This is a genomic window from Burkholderia sp. SRS-W-2-2016, assembly GCF_001931485.1.
Lineage (GTDB): Bacteria > Pseudomonadota > Gammaproteobacteria > Burkholderiales > Burkholderiaceae > Paraburkholderia.
Window position 1 is genome coordinate 39,046 of the sequence record NZ_MSDV01000005.1, and the last position, 18,417, is coordinate 57,462.

The following is an 18,417-nucleotide window of genomic DNA, read 5'->3' on the forward strand; positions in this document are numbered from 1 at the left end:
GCTGCGCGCCGATGGTTCAGCGCGCCGCGCGAGCCGGCATTACCGTTTATTTATTGTTTGGTGAAGCGGATCACCGCGGTGTCGACACCGGCATCCGACAGACGCTGGCGGCTCGAATTCATGTCCTCGAACTTCGAGAACGGGCCGATCCGCACGCGGTAGTACGTAACCCCGCCCGCGTCACGTTGGGTGACTTTCGACTCGAAGCCCTGGAACGCGAGACGCGCGCGTTGCTGTTCGGCGTCGGCGGCGGTCTTGTATGCGCCCACCTGCAGGAAGTAGCCGGTGTTCGCGTCGCCCGGTACCGGCGCGGCGGCCGAACCCGGCTTCGCCGCGTTGTTGGCGGTGGTGGCCGGCGCGCTGCTGGTCTTCGGCGCGGAGCCTGCCGTGGTGGCGCTCGGCGCGCTCGAGGTTTGCGGCTTCTTCGCCGGCGCGGAAGCCGGCGCATTGTTGGCTAGCGCGTTGTTATCCTGCGCGGGCTTCGGCGCGACCGCCGTGCCGTTCGAGTTGCCGATGGTCGGCGGCACTTCGACGATCTGCGGTTCTTCGAGCATGCCCGACTGGGTCTGCGCGTTGGTCTGACCCGGTGCGGTGTTCGGCGGCGCGGGTTGCGCGGCCTGCGGCACCGGCTGGCCCGGCGTCTTGCCTTGCAGCGGCCGGTTCGGATCGTACTGCGGCTGGCTTGCGCCGTTCTCCTGCGCCGCGGGCGGCGCGACCTTCGAGACGAACGGCGTAGGTGCACGGGTGATGTACAGCGCCACGACTACCGCGATTGCCAGACCGACGATCAGGCCCAGCACGATACCGAGAAAAGTACCCCCGGTTTGCTTCGATTGCTTTGTTGTGCGGCGTGGTTTTGCCATCGTTCGAATCACCTGCAAAAAGAATCCAGGAACGGCCGTCGATTATAACGACGGCCGCGTGCATGTTACGCCGGGAGAGTTACATCTTGACGGGAGCGGAGACGCCGATCGTCGCGAGACCGTTGGCCAGCACCTGACGGGTGGCCGCGAGGAGTGCGACGCGCGCGTTGCGTTCGGCCGCATCGTCGACCAGCACGCGCTCGGCTCTGTCATTGTAGAACGAGTGGAATTCACCGGCGAGGTCGCGCAGATAGAACGCGACCGCGTGCGGCGCGAGTTCGTCGGCCGCGTGCTGCAGCATGTCCGGGAACTCGGCGAGCTTGTTGAGCAGCGCCATTGCGCGTTCGCTCGTGAGCGGCGCGAGGTCGACGCCGGCCAGCGCGCTTTCGTCGAAGCCGTAGCGCGTGTTGCACTCGGCGATCACCGAGCAGATCCGCGCGTGCGCGTACTGCACGTAGTGGACCGGGTTCTCGTCGTTCTGCTTCAGCGCGAGGTCGATGTCGAACACGAATTCCGTGTCGGCCTTGCGCGAGATCAGGAAGAAGCGCACCGCGTCGCGGCCGCGGCGGATGGTTTCCTCGTCGATCAGATCGACCGCCGCTTCGGTGCCCGGCGTCGCGCCGCCCGACCATTCGATCAGGTCGCGCACGGTCACGTAGCTGCCGGCGCGCTTCGAGATTTTCACCTCTTCGCCGTTGCGCATCACGGTGACCATCTTGTGCAGGATGTAGTCGGGATAGCCCTTCGGAATGCCGATGCCGAGACCCTGCAGGCCGGCGCGCACGCGCGCGATCGTGCCGTGGTGGTCCGAGCCCTGCACGTTGATGACCTTGGTGAAGCCGCGTTCCCACTTGGCGACGTGATAGGCGACGTCCGGCACGAAGTACGTGTACGTGCCGTCGGTCTTGCGCATCACGCGGTCTTTGTCGTCGCCGTCGTCGGTGGTGCGCAGCCACAGCGCGCCTTCCTGCTCGTAGGTCTTGCCGGCATCGACGAGTGCCTGCACGGTCTTCTCGACCCGGCCTTCCGTGTACAGCGACGATTCCAGGTAGTAGCGGTCGAACTTCACGCCGAACGCCTGCAGGTCCATGTCCTGCTCGCGGCGCAGATAGGTGACCGCGAAACGGCGGATCGCTTCGAGGTCTTCGACGTCGCGCGCGCCGGTGACCGGTGCGCCGTCGCTGGCTTCGACCGTGACGCCGTTCATGTAGTCGTGCGCGATGTCGGCGATGTAGTCGCCGTTGTACGCCGACGCGGGCCAGCCAGCGTCGCCGGGGGCGAGGCCGCGCGCGCGCGCCTGCGTGGACAGCGCGAGCGTCTGGATCTGCACGCCGGCGTCGTTGTAGTAGAACTCGCGATGCACGTCCCAGCCCTGCGACGCGAGCACGTTCGACAGCGCATCGCCGAGCGCGGCCTGGCGGCCGTGGCCGACGTGCAGCGGACCGGTCGGGTTGGCCGACACGAATTCGACTAGCACGTGCTTGCCGGCGTCGCGTTGCGAGCGGCCGTAGCCGACGCCTTCGGCGAACACCGCGCTGACGACGGCCTGCTTGGCCGCCGCGCTCAGGCGCAGATTGATGAAGCCCGGACCCGCGACTTCGGCCGCGTCGATCAGGCCTTTAGCCTCGGGCTGCGCGAGCAGCGCATCGACGATCTGTTGCGCGAGCTGGCGCGGATTCGCGCGCAGCGGCTTGGCGAGCTGCATCGCCACGTTGCACGCGACGTCGCCGTGCGCGGCGACTTTCGGGCGCTCGAGCGTGATGGTGGGGGAGACGAACGCGGCTTCGGTGGCGCCCTGAGTGGCGAGCGCGACCTGCTTCACCGTTGCGGCGAGCAGTGTTTCGAGTGTGTGTTTGTGTGCGGGCAGCATGCTTGTTGCGAGTCCAGTGAGGCGATCCGGTAAGGCGGAAGTGGCGCCGGCCGAGGCCGGTGTCGGAAGCGTTGCGGCGGGCGGCGTCGAGCGTTGCGGCGGCGTGCGCCCGGCAGCAGCGTGGCCAGGCGCGTTGCCGCCGCGGCGAGCTGGTGAGCGGCGCATGCCGGCTTGCCGTGACGCGGGCCGGTGGCCCCTGGCTCGCGCGGCACGCGAGTTGCGACGCAGGCTTTAACCACCTGCTTCGCACGCTTGCCTGTTGCTCGTCGCGCCTTGCTGCACGCGGCGTCTGGCGGCGCGCTTTTCCGTTCAGACGGATTTTAGCAGGTGCTAATATGTTCAATGAGATGCCCGCCAGCGGTCGTGTCCGCCGTGCCCGCACGGTGTCGTGTCAGGCGCGTTCAGGTCACCTTCGAGGCCGCCCGCGGGTCGCTCGTGCGTCAACCCGACATAACGAAAAAGGAACGGTCATGCTGATTACTTTCAAATGCCACGCCTGCCCGGACGTGATGATGCTGGACAATCTGGCGCAGCATCTGCTCGGCATTATCGGCAAACGCCTTGGGCAGAGGGGCGTGATCACCCCCGAGGAACTGGGTCCCGCGATCGAGAAGCTCGAAGCCGCGATCACCGTGGACAAGCGCGAACGCGCGGAACACGAAGGCCATTTCCACGAAGGCGAGGACGGTCACGAGCGCCACGAAATTCCGCCCGGCCTCGCGCAACGCGCGTATCCGTTCCTCGACATGCTGCGCGCGGCGCAGAAGGAAAACTCGGATATCGTCTGGGGGCTGTGATTGAGGGCGGCGCGTGCTGGCTGAACGGTAAGGTCCGGCTGCTGCGGCGCGCGTATGGCCATGATGGCCTGCGGTGCGGTGCGGTGCGGTGGCGGTTCGGCCGGTCTCCGGCGGCGCTGCCTCCGAGCGCCAATCGTCTACAGATTCATTGCAACAAACAAAAGAGCCCGCTTAACGCGGGCTCTTTGACGTTCAAGGTGCGCAAACGGCGACGCCGTTCACTGACTTGCGCCTTCGGGAGCGGCCGCCGGCGCGGTCTCGCCCTTCTTCGTCTTGTGTTTCTTCGGCTTTTTCACATGCTTTTCGGTCGGCGGCGAGTACGAACTGACCTCGCTCGACGCGCCCGGCGCGGCCGCTTGCGCGAGCGCCACGGAAGCGCCCGCGGCCAGCGAAACAGCGGTCAGTAACAGCGTCAGCTTCTTCATACGATTTTTCTCCGGTGACGGTTGCAAGTTCGGTGAGCCGGCGCGTTGTGCTCGCGCCTGACAGGATGAAAGCCGACTCAGTCTACAAAGCCGAAATTGCCGTGGCGGCAAATCTTCAGGGTTTCGGGACCGATATAGTGGGCGGCGCGCGGCGCGGCCCACGAGCGGCCGCTTACAGCAACGGCGCGAGCGCGCGCTCGGCGTCCGCCTTCGACAGCGCCATCCGCTGCGCGTAGCTGTCCACCTGGTCCGCGCCGATCTTGCCGACCGAGAAGTAGGTGCTGTCCGGATGCGCGAGGTAGAAGCCCGACACGCTGGCCGCCGGCAGCATGGCCAGCGATTCGGTCACGCTCATGCCGATCTCGTTCGCTTGCAGCACGTCGAACATGTCGCGCTTCACGAGGTGATCCGGGCAGGCCGGATAGCCGGGCGCCGGGCGGATGCCGCGATATTTTTCGGCGATCAGTTCGTCGTTCGACAGGGTTTCGCTGTTCGCGTAGCCCCACAGGTCGCGTCGCACGCGCGCGTGCATCGCCTCGGCGAACGCTTCGGCGAAGCGGTCCGCGAGCGCCTTCAGCATGATCGCGCTGTAGTCGTCGTTGTCCTTCTCGAACTGGCGCTCCTTCACGTCGACGCCGAGACCGGCGGTCACCGCGAACATGCCGATGTAGTCGGCCACGCCCGAATCCTTCGGCGCGATGAAGTCGGCCAGCGAGCGGTTCGGCCGCATCACGCCGTCGACCACCGGCCGCACGCTCTGCTGGCGCAGATTGCGCCACGTCATCGCGACTTCGGTGCGCGATTCGTCGGTATAGATTTCGATGTCGTCGTCGTTGACCGTATTGGCCGGCAGCAGTGCGATCACGCCGTTGGCCTGCAGCCAGCGACCTTGGATCAGACGCGCGAGCATCGACTTGCCGTCCGAGAACACCCGGCGCGCCGATTCGCCGACGATCTCGTCGTTCAGGATCGCCGGATACGGGCCGGCCAGATCCCAGGTCTGGAAAAACGGGCCCCAGTCGATATAGTTCGCGAGCTCGTTCAGATCGAAGTTCTTGAACACCCGGCGGCCGATGAACTTCGGCTTGACCGGCTGATAGCTCGCCCAGTCGACCTTGGTTTTATTCGCGCGCGCTTCGGCGAGCGTGACCATCGGCTGCGCTTTCTTGTTCGCGTGCTGGTCGCGGATGCGCGCGTAGTCGGTGTTCAGGTCGTCGATGTACTTGGTCGCGCCTTCGTCCGACAGCAGGCTCGACGCAACCGACACCGAGCGCGACGCGTCCGGCACATAGACGACCGGGCCTTCGTAATGCGGCGCGATCTTCACCGCGGTGTGCACGCGCGAGGTCGTCGCGCCGCCGATCAGCAGCGGAATCTTCTTCACGCGGAAGTAGTCGTCGCGCTGCATTTCCGACGCGACGTAGGCCATCTCTTCGAGGCTCGGCGTGATCAGCCCCGACAGCCCGATGATGTCCGCGCCTTCGACCTTCGCCTTCGCGAGAATCTCGCTGCACGGGACCATCACGCCCATGTTGACCACTTCGAAGTTATTGCACTGAAGCACCACCGACACGATGTTCTTGCCGATGTCGTGCACATCGCCCTTCACGGTCGCGATGACGATCTTGCCCTTCGCGCGCACGTCGCCGCCGGCCGCCGCGAGCTGGCGCTTTTCTTCCTCGATGAACGGGATCAGATGCGCGACCGCCTGCTTCATCACGCGGGCGGATTTCACGACCTGCGGCAGGAACATCTTGCCCTGCCCGAACAGGTCGCCGACGATGTTCATGCCGTCCATCAGCGGGCCTTCGATCACGTTGATCGGGCGACCGCCGGCGGCGGCGATCTTCGCGCGCACTTCCTCGGTGTCTTCGACGATGAAGTTCGTGATGCCGTGCACCAGCGCATGCGCGAGACGCTTTTCGACCGGCTGATTGCGCCACTCGAGGTTCTCTTCCTTCTTCGCGGCGCCGGTCTTGAACTTGTCGGCGATTTCGAGCAGCCGGTCGGTGCCATCGTCGCGGCGGTTCAGCACCACGTCTTCGACGCGCTCGCGCAACTCGGCATCGAGATCCGCGTACACGCCGAGCTGACCCGCGTTGACGATGCCCATGTCCATCCCCGCCTGGATCGCGTGATAGAGGAACACCGTGTGGATCGCCTCGCGCACCGGGTCGTTGCCGCGGAACGAGAACGACACGTTCGACACGCCGCCGCTGATCTTCGCGTACGGCAGATTCTGCTTGATCCAGCGGGTCGCCTCGATGAAGTCGACCGCGTAGTTGTTGTGTTCCTCGATACCGGTCGCGATCGCGAAGATGTTCGGGTCGAAGATGATGTCCTCGGGCGGAAAGCCGACTTCGCCCACCAGTACGTCATACGAGCGTTTGCAGATTTCGGTCTTGCGCGCGAAGGTGTCGGCCTGGCCCTGTTCGTCGAAGGCCATCACGACGGCGGCCGCGCCGTAGCGGCGGATCAGCTTCGCGTGATGCACGAACGCTTCCTTGCCTTCCTTCAGCGAGATCGAGTTGACGATCGCCTTGCCCTGCACGCACTTCAGACCCGCTTCGATCACTTCCCACTTCGACGAGTCGATCATGATCGGCACGCGCGCGATGTCCGGCTCCGAAGCGATCAGATTCATGAAGCGGACCATCGCCGCCTTCGAATCGAGCATCGCCTCGTCCATGTTGATGTCGATCACCTGCGCGCCGTTTTCGACCTGCTGGCGCGCGACCGCCAATGCGTCGTCGAACTGATTGTTCAGGATCATTCGCGCGAACGCTTTCGAGCCGGTCACGTTGGTGCGTTCGCCGACGTTGATGAAGAGCGTCCCGGACGTGACGTTGAACGGCTCGAGGCCGCTAAGGCGCATGGTGTGATCGGTCATGGCGTGAGTGCGAGTCGGTGCGTGCGTTAAAGGGTGCGAGGTGCGCGGACGTGAGCGACGTGACGTGCGTGGCGTTGGGCCGAGGAGCGGTGGCCGCGCTCAGGCGGCGTCGCGATACTGGCTCGGCCACTTGCGCGGCTTGAGCTCGGCGAGCGCCTTCGCGATCGCCGCGATGTGCTCGGGCGTCGTGCCGCAGCAGCCGCCGGCGATGTTCACCAGACCCGCTTCGGCGAATTCCTTCAGCAGGCCGGAGGTGTCGGCGGGCAGTTCGTCGAAGCCGGTGTCGCTCATCGGATTCGGCAGGCCGGCGTTCGGGTAGCACGACACGTAGGTGTCGCACAGCTTCGCGAGTTCGGCGACGTACGGGCGCATCAGCGCCGCGCCGAGCGCGCAGTTCAGGCCGAACGTCAGCGGCTTCGCATGGCGCAGCGAGTTCCAGAATGCTTCGACGGTCTGGCCCGACAGGATGCGGCCCGATGCGTCGGTGACGGTGCCCGAGATCATGATCGGCAGACGCTCGCCGGTGTCTTCGAACAGTTCGTCGAGCGCGAACAGCGCGGCCTTCGCATTCAGCGTATCGAAGATCGTTTCGACGAGGAACAGATCGGCGCCGCCGTCGAGCAGCGCCTTCGCCTGCTCGTAGTAGGCGGTGCGCAGTTCGTCGAAGGTCACGTTGCGCGCGCCCGGATCGTTGACGTCGGGCGAAATGCTCGCGGTCTTCGGCGTCGGTCCGATCGCGCCGGCGACGAAGCGCGGCTTGTCCGGCGTCGAGTACTTGTCGCACGCGGCGCGCGCGAGCTTCGCCGATTCGACGTTCATCTCGATCGCGAGCGACTCCATCCCGTAGTCGGCCTGCGCGACGGTGGTTGCGCCGAACGTGTTGGTTTCGATGATGTCCGCGCCGGCCGCCAGATACTGCTCGTGAATCTCGCTGATGATCTGCGGCTGGGTAATCGACAGCAGTTCGTTGTTGCCCTTGATGTCGCGCGCGTAGTCCTTGAAGCGCTCGCCGCGATAGCGGGCTTCGTCGAGCTTGTAGCGCTGGATCATCGTGCCCATCGCGCCGTCGAGGATCAGGATGCGCGAGTTCAGCAGCGCGGGCAGTGCGGCGCCGCGCGTGTAGGCGGCGTCGGGACGGACTGGCGTGGCGGTTTGGGCGGGCTGGGTCATGGCGGACGGGGGCGTGTGCCGACGTTGGCGGAAAACCTGTCATTGTAGCCGCTGGCGGGCGGATCCGCCGGGCCTGGGCGGGAAGCGGGGCGTGGCGGCGGCGCGAAACGTTACACGTACGGGACGTAAAAATGACCGGTCAGGTAGCGCGGAGCGACCTGGAGAAAAGGGCGCGCGGAGCTTCAAAGAAGTGGGCGGCTTGCATGTTAATGCGCGAATGAAAAACGGCCCAGCAAGCGAAAAGCGTGCTGGGCCGTTTGTAGTGATCGACCGTTTGAATAAAGCCCCGGCGGAGCCGGGCGGGGCGGTCGATCGATGTCGCCAGAATGCCAGTTCGAACTACCTGCGCTTAATGCAGAATTACCGGTTGATGCATCAGACTATCGAACTGACCGAGGAATTCGTCGACCTCATCCAGCGTCGGCTCGCCTTCGATCAGCTTCTGCACATGCTCGCGAAAATTTGCCGCCATTGCACCGTCGATGAAGATTTCGCGCTGCATGTTCTTGTCGACGATCTCGTAGCCGCCCGAGCGCATGGCCAGTTGACCTTCCTGCGGCGGAAACTCGACGACGCAATAGTTGGGGCTGTTGTAGATCATTTGCATGGCGACACTCCTTATTTCCGTTGGGCTCCTGCCTTTTATGCAACATAGGTGGAGCATGAGAGATGGAATTCAAGGGGTGGGTCCGGACGACGCAGGTAAAGCTCCGGACCTATCGGTTAGACCCGCCGCTCGAGAAACGATTCCAGCAAAGCGGCAAATCGTTGTGACTGCTCGATCGGCACGAGATGCGCGGCGTCGAGCAATTCGAAGCGGGCGCCTTCGATCGCTTCCGCTATCGCCTGAGTAGCAGCAGGCGGCGTGCCCGTGTCGTGGCGGCCGGCCACCGTCAGCGTCGGACAGCGGATCGCGCCGTGCCTGCCGCGCAGGTCGAAGTCGCGCAGCGCCTCGCACGCCATCGCGAAACCCTCCGGCGGCGTCGCGGCGAAGGTTTCGCGGATCGGCTCGACCGCCTCGGGGTGCGCGGCATGGAACTCGGGCGTGAGCCAGCGCGCGATTGTCGACGGCGTCAGCGCGGCCATCCCGTCGCTGCGCGCGGTGTGGGCGCGCTGGTCCCACAACCCACGGTTTTCGGGCGGGGTGCCGCCGGTGCTGTCGGCGATCGTCAGCGTATCGACGCGCGCCGGGTGGTCCAGCGCGAATTGCTGCGCGATCATCCCGCCGAGCGACAGGCCGACCAGGTGCGTGGTCGGCGCGCCGAGCGCATCGAGCAGTTTGGCGAGATCGTCGGACAGATCGGCCATGCTGAACGGCTCGCGCGCCACCGCGCTCTGGCCGTGGCCGCGCACGTCGTAGCGCAGCACCGTGTAGTCGTCGCGGAAATAGCCGGCCAGCTGATCCCAGATAGAAAGATCGCCGCCCAACTGGTGGATGAACGTGAGCCACGGGCCGCCGCCTTCGTTGCTCAGCACGTAGCGGGTGTCGATTCCGTTGATGTTCACTTGCATGCGGGCTCCTTTGAAGGAAACGCAGTGAAAAAGATCGGTGGTGCTTGCGCTCGCGCGCTGTTTTCGTTGCGCCGTCGACCGGCGTCGATTCATACGGGCGTTTGCGCGAGCGGGTGCCGCAGTGACATGCAAGTCTGCGCTGTAGGGGAAGTTTCGCCGAAGTTGCGAAGATTTGCTGGGCTTTGATTCGACGCGTAAATCAAGGCCTATTTTGAAAAATATATCAAGGAGTGATATTTTTTTGCGCGGTCGATTCGACCGGTGCGGCGGGCGCGGTGTCGGGCATTGCTGCCGACGCGTCGGCCGGTGGCGTGGCCGATGATGAAGTGGAAGCGTTTCCTGGTGCAGGAGTAGAAGGAGTAGCCGGTGCGGGCGCTGCCGGCGCGGGCATTGCAGGCGCGGCCGCGCTTGGTGTCACGCCACCGTTTGAACCGTCAGCCGGCGTCGCGCCGTCGAGTTCGAGCTTGCCGCGCCATACCAGTTCGAACTGCGTACCATTCGGCTCGGTCTGCAGAATGCGCGCGGGCAGCCAGCCGAGCGACGGCGCGAGCCACACGTCGATGCGGCGCTGATCGCCTTCGTGGCGCGGCAGCCGTTTGAAATGACGCGCCTGCAGATAGCCCTGCGCCGCGCGAATCGTTTCGTCGCCGATCGTCTCGATCGGCCAGTTCTCGCCGCTATCGTTATCGACGACGAAAAACTGCCGGGTGACGCCCGGCGTGTACGCGCCCGGGTCGCCGCGCACGAGGCTGGCCAGTTGCATCACGACGCTGAAGCGGTCCTGCGCGCCGTCGGGCAGCGGCAGCGCGGCCGGCGTGCGCGTGAAGGCGATTTTCCTGTCGTCGCGATTGAAGATCGCGATGTCTTCCGCGCGACGGCCGCGCTTTTCGCTGTATTGCGCCGGCGCGAGCCCGAACGCGTCGATGCCGCCGCGGCTCGAATACACGAACGGTCCGACGAACGGCACCGGCACCGACACGATCATTTCGTAGCCCTGTGCATTGCTCGCCCAATGGATCGTGCCGGGCGGGTTGCGCACGCCGTTGTAGAACGTGTCGTATTCGAGGTCCGCCGACGGCGGCACCGAGAACTTCACGCCCTTCGAAGCGTGCGGCGCGCTGGCCGCGGCGGGCGCGCTCGCGGCATTGCCGCCGGCGTTCGCAGCGGCGGCGTTCGCGTTCGCGCCGCTCGCGGCGACCGGCGCACTCGCTGCGGCTTCCGACGCGGGCGCGGCCGCGGGCTGATCCGGTTTGGCCGGTTGTAACGCGCTCAGCACGTGCTGGTCGTGCGGTCGCGGTGCCGCGGGCTTGTGCACCGGCGCTGGCGGATGCGCTGGCGCGGCGGCGGCAGGCTGTTGCTGACGCTCGACCCGCTCGGGCGTCAGCAGCTTGATCTGCACCGGCACATGATGCTCGGCCGGAGTCAGATTCATGCGATTGCGCTCGAACCATTGCGCGGCGATCCAGTGCGACCCCGCGACCACGACGAGCACCGCGAGCCAGCGCCCGACCCGCCACGTGCGCCGCGTCCGCGACGCGCGGCCCGGCCCGTTGCCGGCAGGCGGCGGCGCATCGGGGCGGCGGGTCGCGGAAGCAAAGTCCATCGGGGCTCGGGTGTCGGTGTGCTTCAGATTGGCGCCGGGTCTTGATCGTTCGCGCCGCGCGGCGTCGCGCTATAGCCGAGTTCGTACGACAGTTTTTGCGCGCATTCGCGCAGCGCGGTATCGATTTCGCCGCCCCAGCGGATATCGAACGCGCCTTCGTGGCCGAGCGCGACGAGGCCGAGCGCGAGCGCGCCGGTCGAGTCGAACACCGGCATACAGAACGCGTGGATGGTCGGCAGCAGCATCCCTTCGACGCGCGCGGCCTGATGTTCGCGCACGCCGGCAAGCACGCGCTCGACGTCCTCGCGCGTGCGCGGCGCGCCGCTATACGACGAACGGCGCGAGTCGGCCAGTTCGCGTTCGAGCATCGCTGAGGTCTGGCCGGCCGGCAGGTAGGCGGCGAACAGCAGACCGGTGGCGGAACTGAGCAGCGGCATCACGTCGCCGAGTTTCAGCGAGGCCTTGGCCGGATAGCTCGATTCCATCCAGTGCACCATCGTCGGGCCCTGATTGCCCCATACCGCGATGCCGACGGTCAGATCGAGCTGGTCGCGCAATTGCGCGAGCGCGATCCGCGCGAGCGATACGCCGTCGACACGCGCGAGCCGCGCCAGCCCCAACTGCAACGCGAAGCCGCCGAGTTCGTAGCGGCCCGACAGCGGATCCTGCGCGACCACGCCGAGGCGCAGAAAACTCACCAGATAGCGATGCGCCTTCGCCGGACTCATGCCGGCGCGCTGCGCGAGGTCGCGCAGCATCATCGCGCGCGGTTCGCGGGTCAGCACGTCGAGCAGCCGGAAACCGACTTCGATCGACTGGATGCCGGAGCGCAGTTTTTCCTCGCCGGCTTCGAGCGCTTCGTCGTCGGCGGCGGTATCGGTGTTGGTCTCGGCGGTCTCGACGGTCTCGAGTGGTTCGTGCGCGGAAGCGGACGCGTGAGCGGTGCGGGAGCGGAGCGTGCCGGAGCGGGCGTTGGCGGACATGGGCAATGGGCGCGGGCGGCGCGTTCGGTGATCGGTAGTGGCGCGGTTGCGGGCGGTGCCGGGGCGGCGACGCCGGCCGCGGGCGAGGCTCGCGCGCCGTGCGTTCGAATGCCCGGCAGACTCCGCATGCTACGCGCCCGGGTTGGCGCCGCGCCGATTCACCATCGTAGAATAGATTCCTTCCATCGTCACTAACCCACGGTTCACAGCTCTATGAAACTTGCCTCGCTGAAGGACGGCACGCGCGACGGTCAACTGATCGTCGTGTCCCGCGACCTGCATACCGCGGCCATCGCCGACGCGATCGCGCCCACGCTGCAGCGCGTGCTCGACGACTGGGCCTTCTACGCGCCGCAACTGCAGGACCTCTACGAAGCGCTCAACCAGGGCCGCGCCCGCAACAGTTTTTCGTTCGACGCGAAGGACTGCATGGCGCCGCTGCCGCGCGCGTTCCAGTGGGCGGACGGCTCGTCGTACGTGAACCACGTCGAGCTCGTGCGGCGCGCGCGCGGCGCGGAAATGCCGCCGGAATTCTGGACCGATCCGCTGATGTACCAGGGCGGCAGCGACGACTTCATCGGTCCGCGCGACGACGTGCTGTGCGCATCGGAAGAGTACGGGATCGACTTCGAGGCGGAAGTCGCGGTCGTCACCGGCGACGTGCCGATGGGCGCGACGCCCGAGCAGGCATTGAAGAGCGTGCGTCTGATCACGCTGGTCAACGACGTATCGCTGCGCAACCTGATTCCGGCCGAACTCGCGAAGGGCTTCGGCTTTTTCCAGAGCAAGCCGGCCAGCTCGTTCGCGCCGGTCGCGGTCACACCGGACGAGCTCGGCGAGTTCTGGCGCGAAGGCCGCGTGCATCGGCCGATGATCGTCCACTGGAACGGCCGCAAGGTCGGCCAGCCGGACGCCGGCACCGACATGGTGTTTCATTTCGGGCAACTGATCGCGCACGCGGCGAAGACGCGCAATCTGCGGGCCGGTGCGATCGTCGGTTCGGGCACGGTGTCGAACAAGGACGCGAAGCGCGGCTACTGCTGCATCGCCGAGAAGCGCTGCCTCGAAACGATCGAGCACGGCGCGCCGCAGACGGAGTTCATGAAATATGGCGACGTCGTGAAGATCGAGATGTTCGACGAAGCGGGCAAGTCGATTTTCGGGGCGATCGAGCAGAGCATTGCGCCGCTCGATTGACGGTTGAGGGCGAGCGAGCGTTCTCGCGCTTGCGTCGCCACGTCGCCACGTCGCGGCGACAGCTCCGCGAAAGGGTTTCGCCCGATGCCGCCGGCTCCGCGCGCGCGGCTACACTGACTGGCGCGCCGGCCCGCCCGGCGCGACCGGCGGATCGACTGCGCTAACGCAGCGATCGCACGTCGGCAACATCAAAACGACAACCCGACGTGAGGAGACAGCATGCCGCGATTGGACTTCCCCGAAGCTGAGAACCCGCGCGTTTCAAGCCGACGCAGCCAGCGCAGCCGGCTTGTCCCGCGCGTCGCGCGGCGTGCCGCGATGCTATCGGCCGCGCTCGCCTGCGCGTTGCCGTTGCCGTCGTTCGCGCAGGTCAAGATCGGTCTCGTGCTGTCGCTGACCGGGCCGGCCGCGTCGCTCGGCATTCCGGCGCGCGACACGGTCGCTTTGCTGCCCAAACAGATCGGCGGCCAGAAAGTCGAGTACATCGTGCTCGACGACGCATCCGATACCACCCAGGCGGTGCAGGACACCCGCAAGCTGATCTCCGAGAACCATGTCGACGCGATCATCGGTTCGTCGATCACGCCGAATTCGCTGGCGATGATCGACGTGGTCGCCGACGCCGAAACGCCGATGATCTCGCTCGCGTCGTCGGCGAAGATCATCGAGCCGGTCGACGCGAAACGCCGCTGGGTCTTCAAGACGCCGCAGACGGACGCGATGATGGCCTCGGCGATCGCCCAGCATGCGAGCGACCACGGCGTGAAGACGATCGCGTTCATCGGCCAGGCCGACGCGCTCGGCGAGACCTTCTATACCGAGGTCGCGAAATTCGCGCAGCTGCATCACATCGACGTGGTCGCGAGCGAGCGCTTCAATCGCACCGATCCGAGCGTGACCGGCCAGGTGCTGAAGATTCTCGCCGCGCATCCGGACGCGGTGGTGGTCGGCGCGGCCGGCACGCCCGCCGCGCTGCCGCCGAAGACGCTGCGCGAGCGCGGCTACAAAGGCGCGATCTATCACAACCACGGCGTCGGCAATAACGATTTCCTGCGCGTGTGCGGCGCCGATTGCAACGGCACGTTCCTGCCCGCGAGCCCGGTGCTGGTCGCCGCGCAACTGCCGGCCGATCATCCGGCCAAGCGGCTCGCGCTCGACTACATTGCGCGCTTCGAAGCGCAACGCGGCGCGGGCAGCGTGTCGGCGTTCGGCTCGTACACGGCGGATGCCGGCACGCTGCTCGAACACGCGATTCCGGTCGCGCTGAAAGCGGGCGCGCCGGGCACGCCGCCATTTCGCCGCGCGTTGCGCGACGCGCTGGAAGGAACCCGCGGCCTCGCGGATACCAATGGTGTCGTCAATATGAGCGCGGCCGATCATCTCGGACTCGACCAGCGCGCCCGCGTGATGGTCGAAATCAGCAATGGAAAATGGGTGTATCAGCCGCATTGAACGGGCTGTGATGCTCTGACCGATCTTTTACGGACTGCTCACCATGTCTCAGCCACCGCAAGACAACGATAGCTACTACGCGCATTACCGCGCATTGCGTTTGCAGCGCCATCCGCATGGCGTGCTCGAAGTCGTGATGAGCGGCGAGGGCGCGAACAAAAGCGGACTCGCCACCGCGAACGCGCGTATGCATTACGAGCTGGCGGAGATCTGGCGCGACATCGATCGCGATCCGGACACGCGCGTCGCGATCATTCGCGGCGAGGGCAAGGGCTTCTCGGCGGGCGGCGATCTGCAACTCGTCGAAGACATGGCGAACGATTTCGACGTGCGCGCGCGGGTCTGGCGCGAGGCGCGCGACCTCGTCTACAACGTGATCAATTGCGGCAAGCCGATCGTCTCGGCGATGCACGGGCCGGCGGTCGGCGCGGGGCTCGTCGCCGGACTGCTCGCCGATATCTCGATCGCGGCGAAGACGGCGCGCATCATCGACGGTCATACGCGGCTCGGCGTCGCCGCCGGCGACCATGCGGCAATCGTCTGGCCGCTGCTGTGCGGGATGGCGAAGGCGAAGTACTACCTGATGCTGTGCGAGCCGGTGAGCGGTGAGGAGGCCGAACGGATCGGGCTGGTGTCGCTGGCGGTGGATGAGGCCGAGCTGCTGCCGAAGGCGTTCGAAGTCGCGCGCAAGCTGGCCGACGGTTCGCAGACCGCGATCCGCTGGACCAAGTACGCGCTGAACAACTGGCTGCGCAGCGCGGGGCCGGCCTTCGATACGTCGCTGGCGCTGGAATTCATGGGCTTTGCGGGGCCGGACGTGCGCGAAGGCGTGAGTTCGCTGCGTGAGCGGCGCGCGCCGGATTTCGGCGCCGGCGATCCGTGGCGCGACGCGTCCGCGCGGCGGCCGGACGGCGACGCGCAAAGTAGCCTCGGCGGCACGGATAGCGCGGGCTGAGGGCAGGAATCGATGACGCGGCCGGCGGTGGCGCAGATGCTCCGCGGCCGCTCGCAAAGCGTCGCGTCACCGCCCCAGAATCGATCCTGATCCGCTGCCCCTCACGGTATGATCGAAAGCAGTGCGCGCGGGCATCGCGCGCGCGACATCTCTTTAAGCACCGAGGCGACAAGCATGACCGATACGACTGGCACCACGCCGCCCTTTCCCGGCTTTCCCGGTTTCCCGCCCGCTGAAATGCTCGATCGCATGTGGGGCATGATGCGGCTGTCGCCGTTCGGCTCGGCGCTGACCGGCGCGCAGCCGGGCGGCGGCGCGAGCCCATCGCTGTCGATGATGTCCGACATGATGGCGCCGCTCACCAGCGTCGAGGAACTCGACAAGCGCATCACCGACATGCGCGCGGTCGAGCAATGGTTGAAGCTGAACCTGAGCATGCTGCAGTCCGCGATCCAGGCGCTCGAAGTGCAGCGCGCGACGCTCGCGACGTTGCGCGCGTTCGGCGCGTTCGCGCAGTCGTCGATGGCGCAGCCGGCCGCCTCCAACGCGCCGGAACCGGCGCCCGCGCCGAGTTCGGCCTACAGCTGGGCGAAACTCGCCCAACCGGCGGCCAAACCCGCCGCTGAACCCGCGCCAGCAGCCGAAAGCGCGGCCGCCGACAGCGGCGAACAGGAAGCACCTGCGGCCCCCGCATTCGATGCCTCCGGCTGGTGGAACCTGCTGCAATCGCAGTTCAACCAGATCGCCCAGTTCGCGATGACGCAGCCGGGGATGGCGGCGGCCGCGGCGGGCGGCGGCACGCAGGGCGGAATGGCCGCGTCGGCCGGGAGCGCAGCGGCGGACACCGGCGCGCAGAACCCATCGGACGCCAAGCCCGCGGCTAAGCGGCCGGCGGCGAAACGCGCGCCCGCGTCGGGCAAACGCGCGGCCGGCGAGGGCGCCAGCGGCGCGGCGCCGAAGAAAGCGTCGTAAATATGCGACGGCGGCGGCGCATTTCGCCCGCCGCACCATCCACCGGGAAGCGTGGCCGCCGCGCTTCCTTCCGCCGCAATCCAGAAAGATCCCAAAATCGGCACACCCGCCGCTTATCCAATACGCAACCCAGCCCCGGCCGATAAAGCGCTCCAATCCAACCCGCTTGCGCCCGCTTTGGGCACGCCCGTTGCGGCGCTCACACATCGAAGTCTTTCTTGACGGAAGTCAATCCCACAGCGCAATTCGGGCTCTTCTGTCACAGGTTCTGCGAAGTCCGCGTGCTATCATTGTGTAAGCTTGATCTGGCTTTTGGGCGTGTGCTGAAAAGAACCAATCCCGCCGCCCTCGCGTCATGGCCTCCGGTACTTCCGGAGCGGGGCTGGACGGTGCGGTATTCGACCCAGACCGGCTCGACCTCAGGCACAGGGGCTCCCCTCACCCACGGTTGACGACGCCGATCATGCTTCAAACGCCAGTGCAAAACGCCCGGACTTCTTTGTCGCCCGGTGCATGTGGGCGACCGATTACCGCGTAAAATTGAATGCTTGGCCGATAAACGGCATGTCCGTGCGTCGCAGGCAAAAACGGCTACACGTAGCAGCAACAGACACACACAGTATGCGCAGAACAGGGGTGGGACTATGAACACCATGCTTTATCCGGAACTTTATAAATCGCTCGAATCCGTTCGATGGGACATGGAGAAGGACATTCCCTGGGACAAATTCGACGCATCGCTGTTGACCGACGAGCAGGCCGCGACGATCAAGATGAACGCGATCACCGAATGGTCCGCGTTGCCCGCCACGGAAATGTTTCTGCGTGACAATCATCACGACAGCGATTTCTCCGCGTTCATGAGCGTGTGGTTCTTCGAAGAACAGAAACACTCGCTGGTCCTGATGGAATATCTGCGCCGCTTCAAGCCGGAAATGTGCCCGACCGAAGAGGAGCTGCACGCGGTGCGCTTCGAATTCGATCCGGCGCCGCCGCTCGAAACGCTGATGCTGCACTTCTGCGGCGAAATCCGCCTGAATCACTGGTATCGCCGCGCTGCCGAATGGCACACCGAGCCGGTCATCAAGCACATCTACGAAACCATCTCGCGCGACGAAGCGCGGCATGGCGGCGCGTATCTGCGCTACATGAAGAAGGCGATGGCGCAAACCGGCGACATCGCGCGCGCCGCGTTCGCGAAGATCGGCGTGCTGATGGCCTCGGCGCGTCGCACCGAAAAGCCGCTGCACCCCACGAACCTGCACGTGAACCAGGCGCTGTTCCCGCGCGACACGATCCAGTCGCGTCTGCCGGATCCGGAATGGCTCGAGCGCTGGCTCGACGAGCAGATCCGTTTCGACGACGGCTGGGAAAAGAAGGTCGTCGAACGCATTCTGCACAACCTGTCGCTGCTGTTCGAGCGCACGTTCAACACCGCGCAGGAACTGAACCGCTATCGCAAGGAAGTGGTCGCGCGCCTGCAAGCTGCCGATCAGAACCCGGCGCAGCAGCCCGCGTAACGGTGTGCGTGCCGGCGTCGTGAGTAACGCCGGCGTGACGGATCGGGCTTGACGAGGTCGGGTGAAACGCCCGCCGCGTGAACAGAATCCGCTAGTGATCCGAAATCAGCTTTACAACGGTCCGGCAGGCGTGAGCTTGCCGGACCGTTTTGCTTGAGGCCGTCCAGCGTGTATCGTGACGGCACTTTCCCGTTCTCCCGCAACTCTG

Annotated in this window: 14 protein-coding genes and 1 pseudogene; 6 read left to right on the top strand and 9 right to left on the bottom strand. The window is 66.0% G+C overall.

From position 1 onward, the window contains the following. Positions 1–50: 50 nt before the first annotated feature. Complete coding sequence (locus tag BTH42_RS01525) at positions 51–881, bottom strand: SPOR domain-containing protein (RefSeq protein ID WP_075295037.1); 831 nt, start codon at positions 879–881, stop codon at positions 51–53. Between the two features lie 61 nt (positions 882–942). Next, complete coding sequence (gene argS, locus BTH42_RS01530) at positions 943–2,733, bottom strand: arginine--tRNA ligase (RefSeq protein WP_075295040.1); 1,791 nt, start codon at positions 2,731–2,733, stop codon at positions 943–945. 470 nt (positions 2,734–3,203) lie between these two features. On the opposite strand from argS, the gene BTH42_RS01535 reads away from it, so the two are divergent. Then, entirely contained in the window at positions 3,204–3,530 is a 327-nt protein-coding gene (locus BTH42_RS01535; protein ID WP_075295042.1) for a DUF1840 domain-containing protein, read from the top strand. A gap of 218 nt (positions 3,531–3,748) precedes the next feature. Here the strand turns inward: BTH42_RS01535 and BTH42_RS01540 are convergent, their stop codons facing one another. From BTH42_RS01540 to BTH42_RS01570, 7 genes and pseudogenes are all read right to left on the bottom strand, one after another. Further along, positions 3,749–3,955, bottom strand: coding sequence for an acid-shock protein (locus BTH42_RS01540; RefSeq protein ID WP_075295044.1), 207 nt, complete (start codon positions 3,953–3,955; stop codon positions 3,749–3,751). 172 nt (positions 3,956–4,127) lie between these two features. Beyond that, positions 4,128–6,860, bottom strand: a pseudogene (metH, locus tag BTH42_RS01545) (methionine synthase); the annotation flags it as partial. A gap of 84 nt (positions 6,861–6,944) precedes the next feature. Continuing rightward, complete coding sequence (locus BTH42_RS01550) at positions 6,945–8,015, bottom strand: homocysteine S-methyltransferase family protein (protein ID WP_075295048.1); 1,071 nt, start codon at positions 8,013–8,015, stop codon at positions 6,945–6,947. A gap of 349 nt (positions 8,016–8,364) precedes the next feature. Continuing rightward, positions 8,365–8,622, bottom strand: a complete 258-nt coding sequence (locus BTH42_RS01555) for a DUF3567 domain-containing protein (protein ID WP_075295050.1) — start codon at positions 8,620–8,622, stop codon at positions 8,365–8,367. Between the two features lie 116 nt (positions 8,623–8,738). Next, positions 8,739–9,527 carry an alpha/beta fold hydrolase gene (locus BTH42_RS01560; RefSeq protein WP_075295052.1) on the bottom strand — a complete coding sequence of 263 codons (789 nt, stop codon included), beginning with the start codon at positions 9,525–9,527 and terminating at the stop codon, positions 8,739–8,741. 223 nt (positions 9,528–9,750) lie between these two features. Then, the gene (locus BTH42_RS01565) at positions 9,751–11,130 is read right to left on the bottom strand and encodes a DUF3108 domain-containing protein (protein ID WP_075295054.1); all 1,380 of its coding nucleotides are present in this window, start codon (positions 11,128–11,130) and stop codon (positions 9,751–9,753) included. A 23-nt stretch (positions 11,131–11,153) separates the two neighbouring features. Next, complete coding sequence (locus BTH42_RS01570; protein WP_075295056.1) at positions 11,154–12,113, bottom strand: IclR family transcriptional regulator; 960 nt, start codon at positions 12,111–12,113, stop codon at positions 11,154–11,156. A 213-nt stretch (positions 12,114–12,326) separates the two neighbouring features. Between BTH42_RS01570 and BTH42_RS01575 the strand changes: the two genes are divergently transcribed. From BTH42_RS01575 to BTH42_RS34615, 5 genes are all read left to right on the top strand, one after another. Next, a complete protein-coding gene (locus BTH42_RS01575; RefSeq protein ID WP_075295058.1) occupies positions 12,327–13,310 on the top strand; it encodes a fumarylacetoacetate hydrolase family protein in 984 nt (327 codons plus the stop codon). 318 nt (positions 13,311–13,628) lie between these two features. Next, positions 13,629–14,762: an ABC transporter substrate-binding protein gene (locus BTH42_RS01580; protein WP_372237236.1), complete on the top strand. Its 1,134-nt coding sequence runs from the start codon at positions 13,629–13,631 to the stop codon at positions 14,760–14,762. 43 nt (positions 14,763–14,805) lie between these two features. Further along, the gene (locus tag BTH42_RS01585; RefSeq protein ID WP_075295062.1) at positions 14,806–15,717 is read left to right on the top strand and encodes an enoyl-CoA hydratase/isomerase family protein; all 912 of its coding nucleotides are present in this window, start codon (positions 14,806–14,808) and stop codon (positions 15,715–15,717) included. A 174-nt stretch (positions 15,718–15,891) separates the two neighbouring features. After that, a complete protein-coding gene (locus BTH42_RS01590; RefSeq protein ID WP_075295234.1) occupies positions 15,892–16,689 on the top strand; it encodes a PhaM family polyhydroxyalkanoate granule multifunctional regulatory protein in 798 nt (265 codons plus the stop codon). Between the two features lie 644 nt (positions 16,690–17,333). Further along, positions 17,334–18,209 (top strand): ferritin, encoded by an 876-nt coding sequence (locus tag BTH42_RS34615; RefSeq protein WP_075295064.1) that lies wholly within the window; start codon positions 17,334–17,336, stop codon positions 18,207–18,209. The last annotated feature ends 208 nt before the right edge of the window (positions 18,210–18,417 follow it).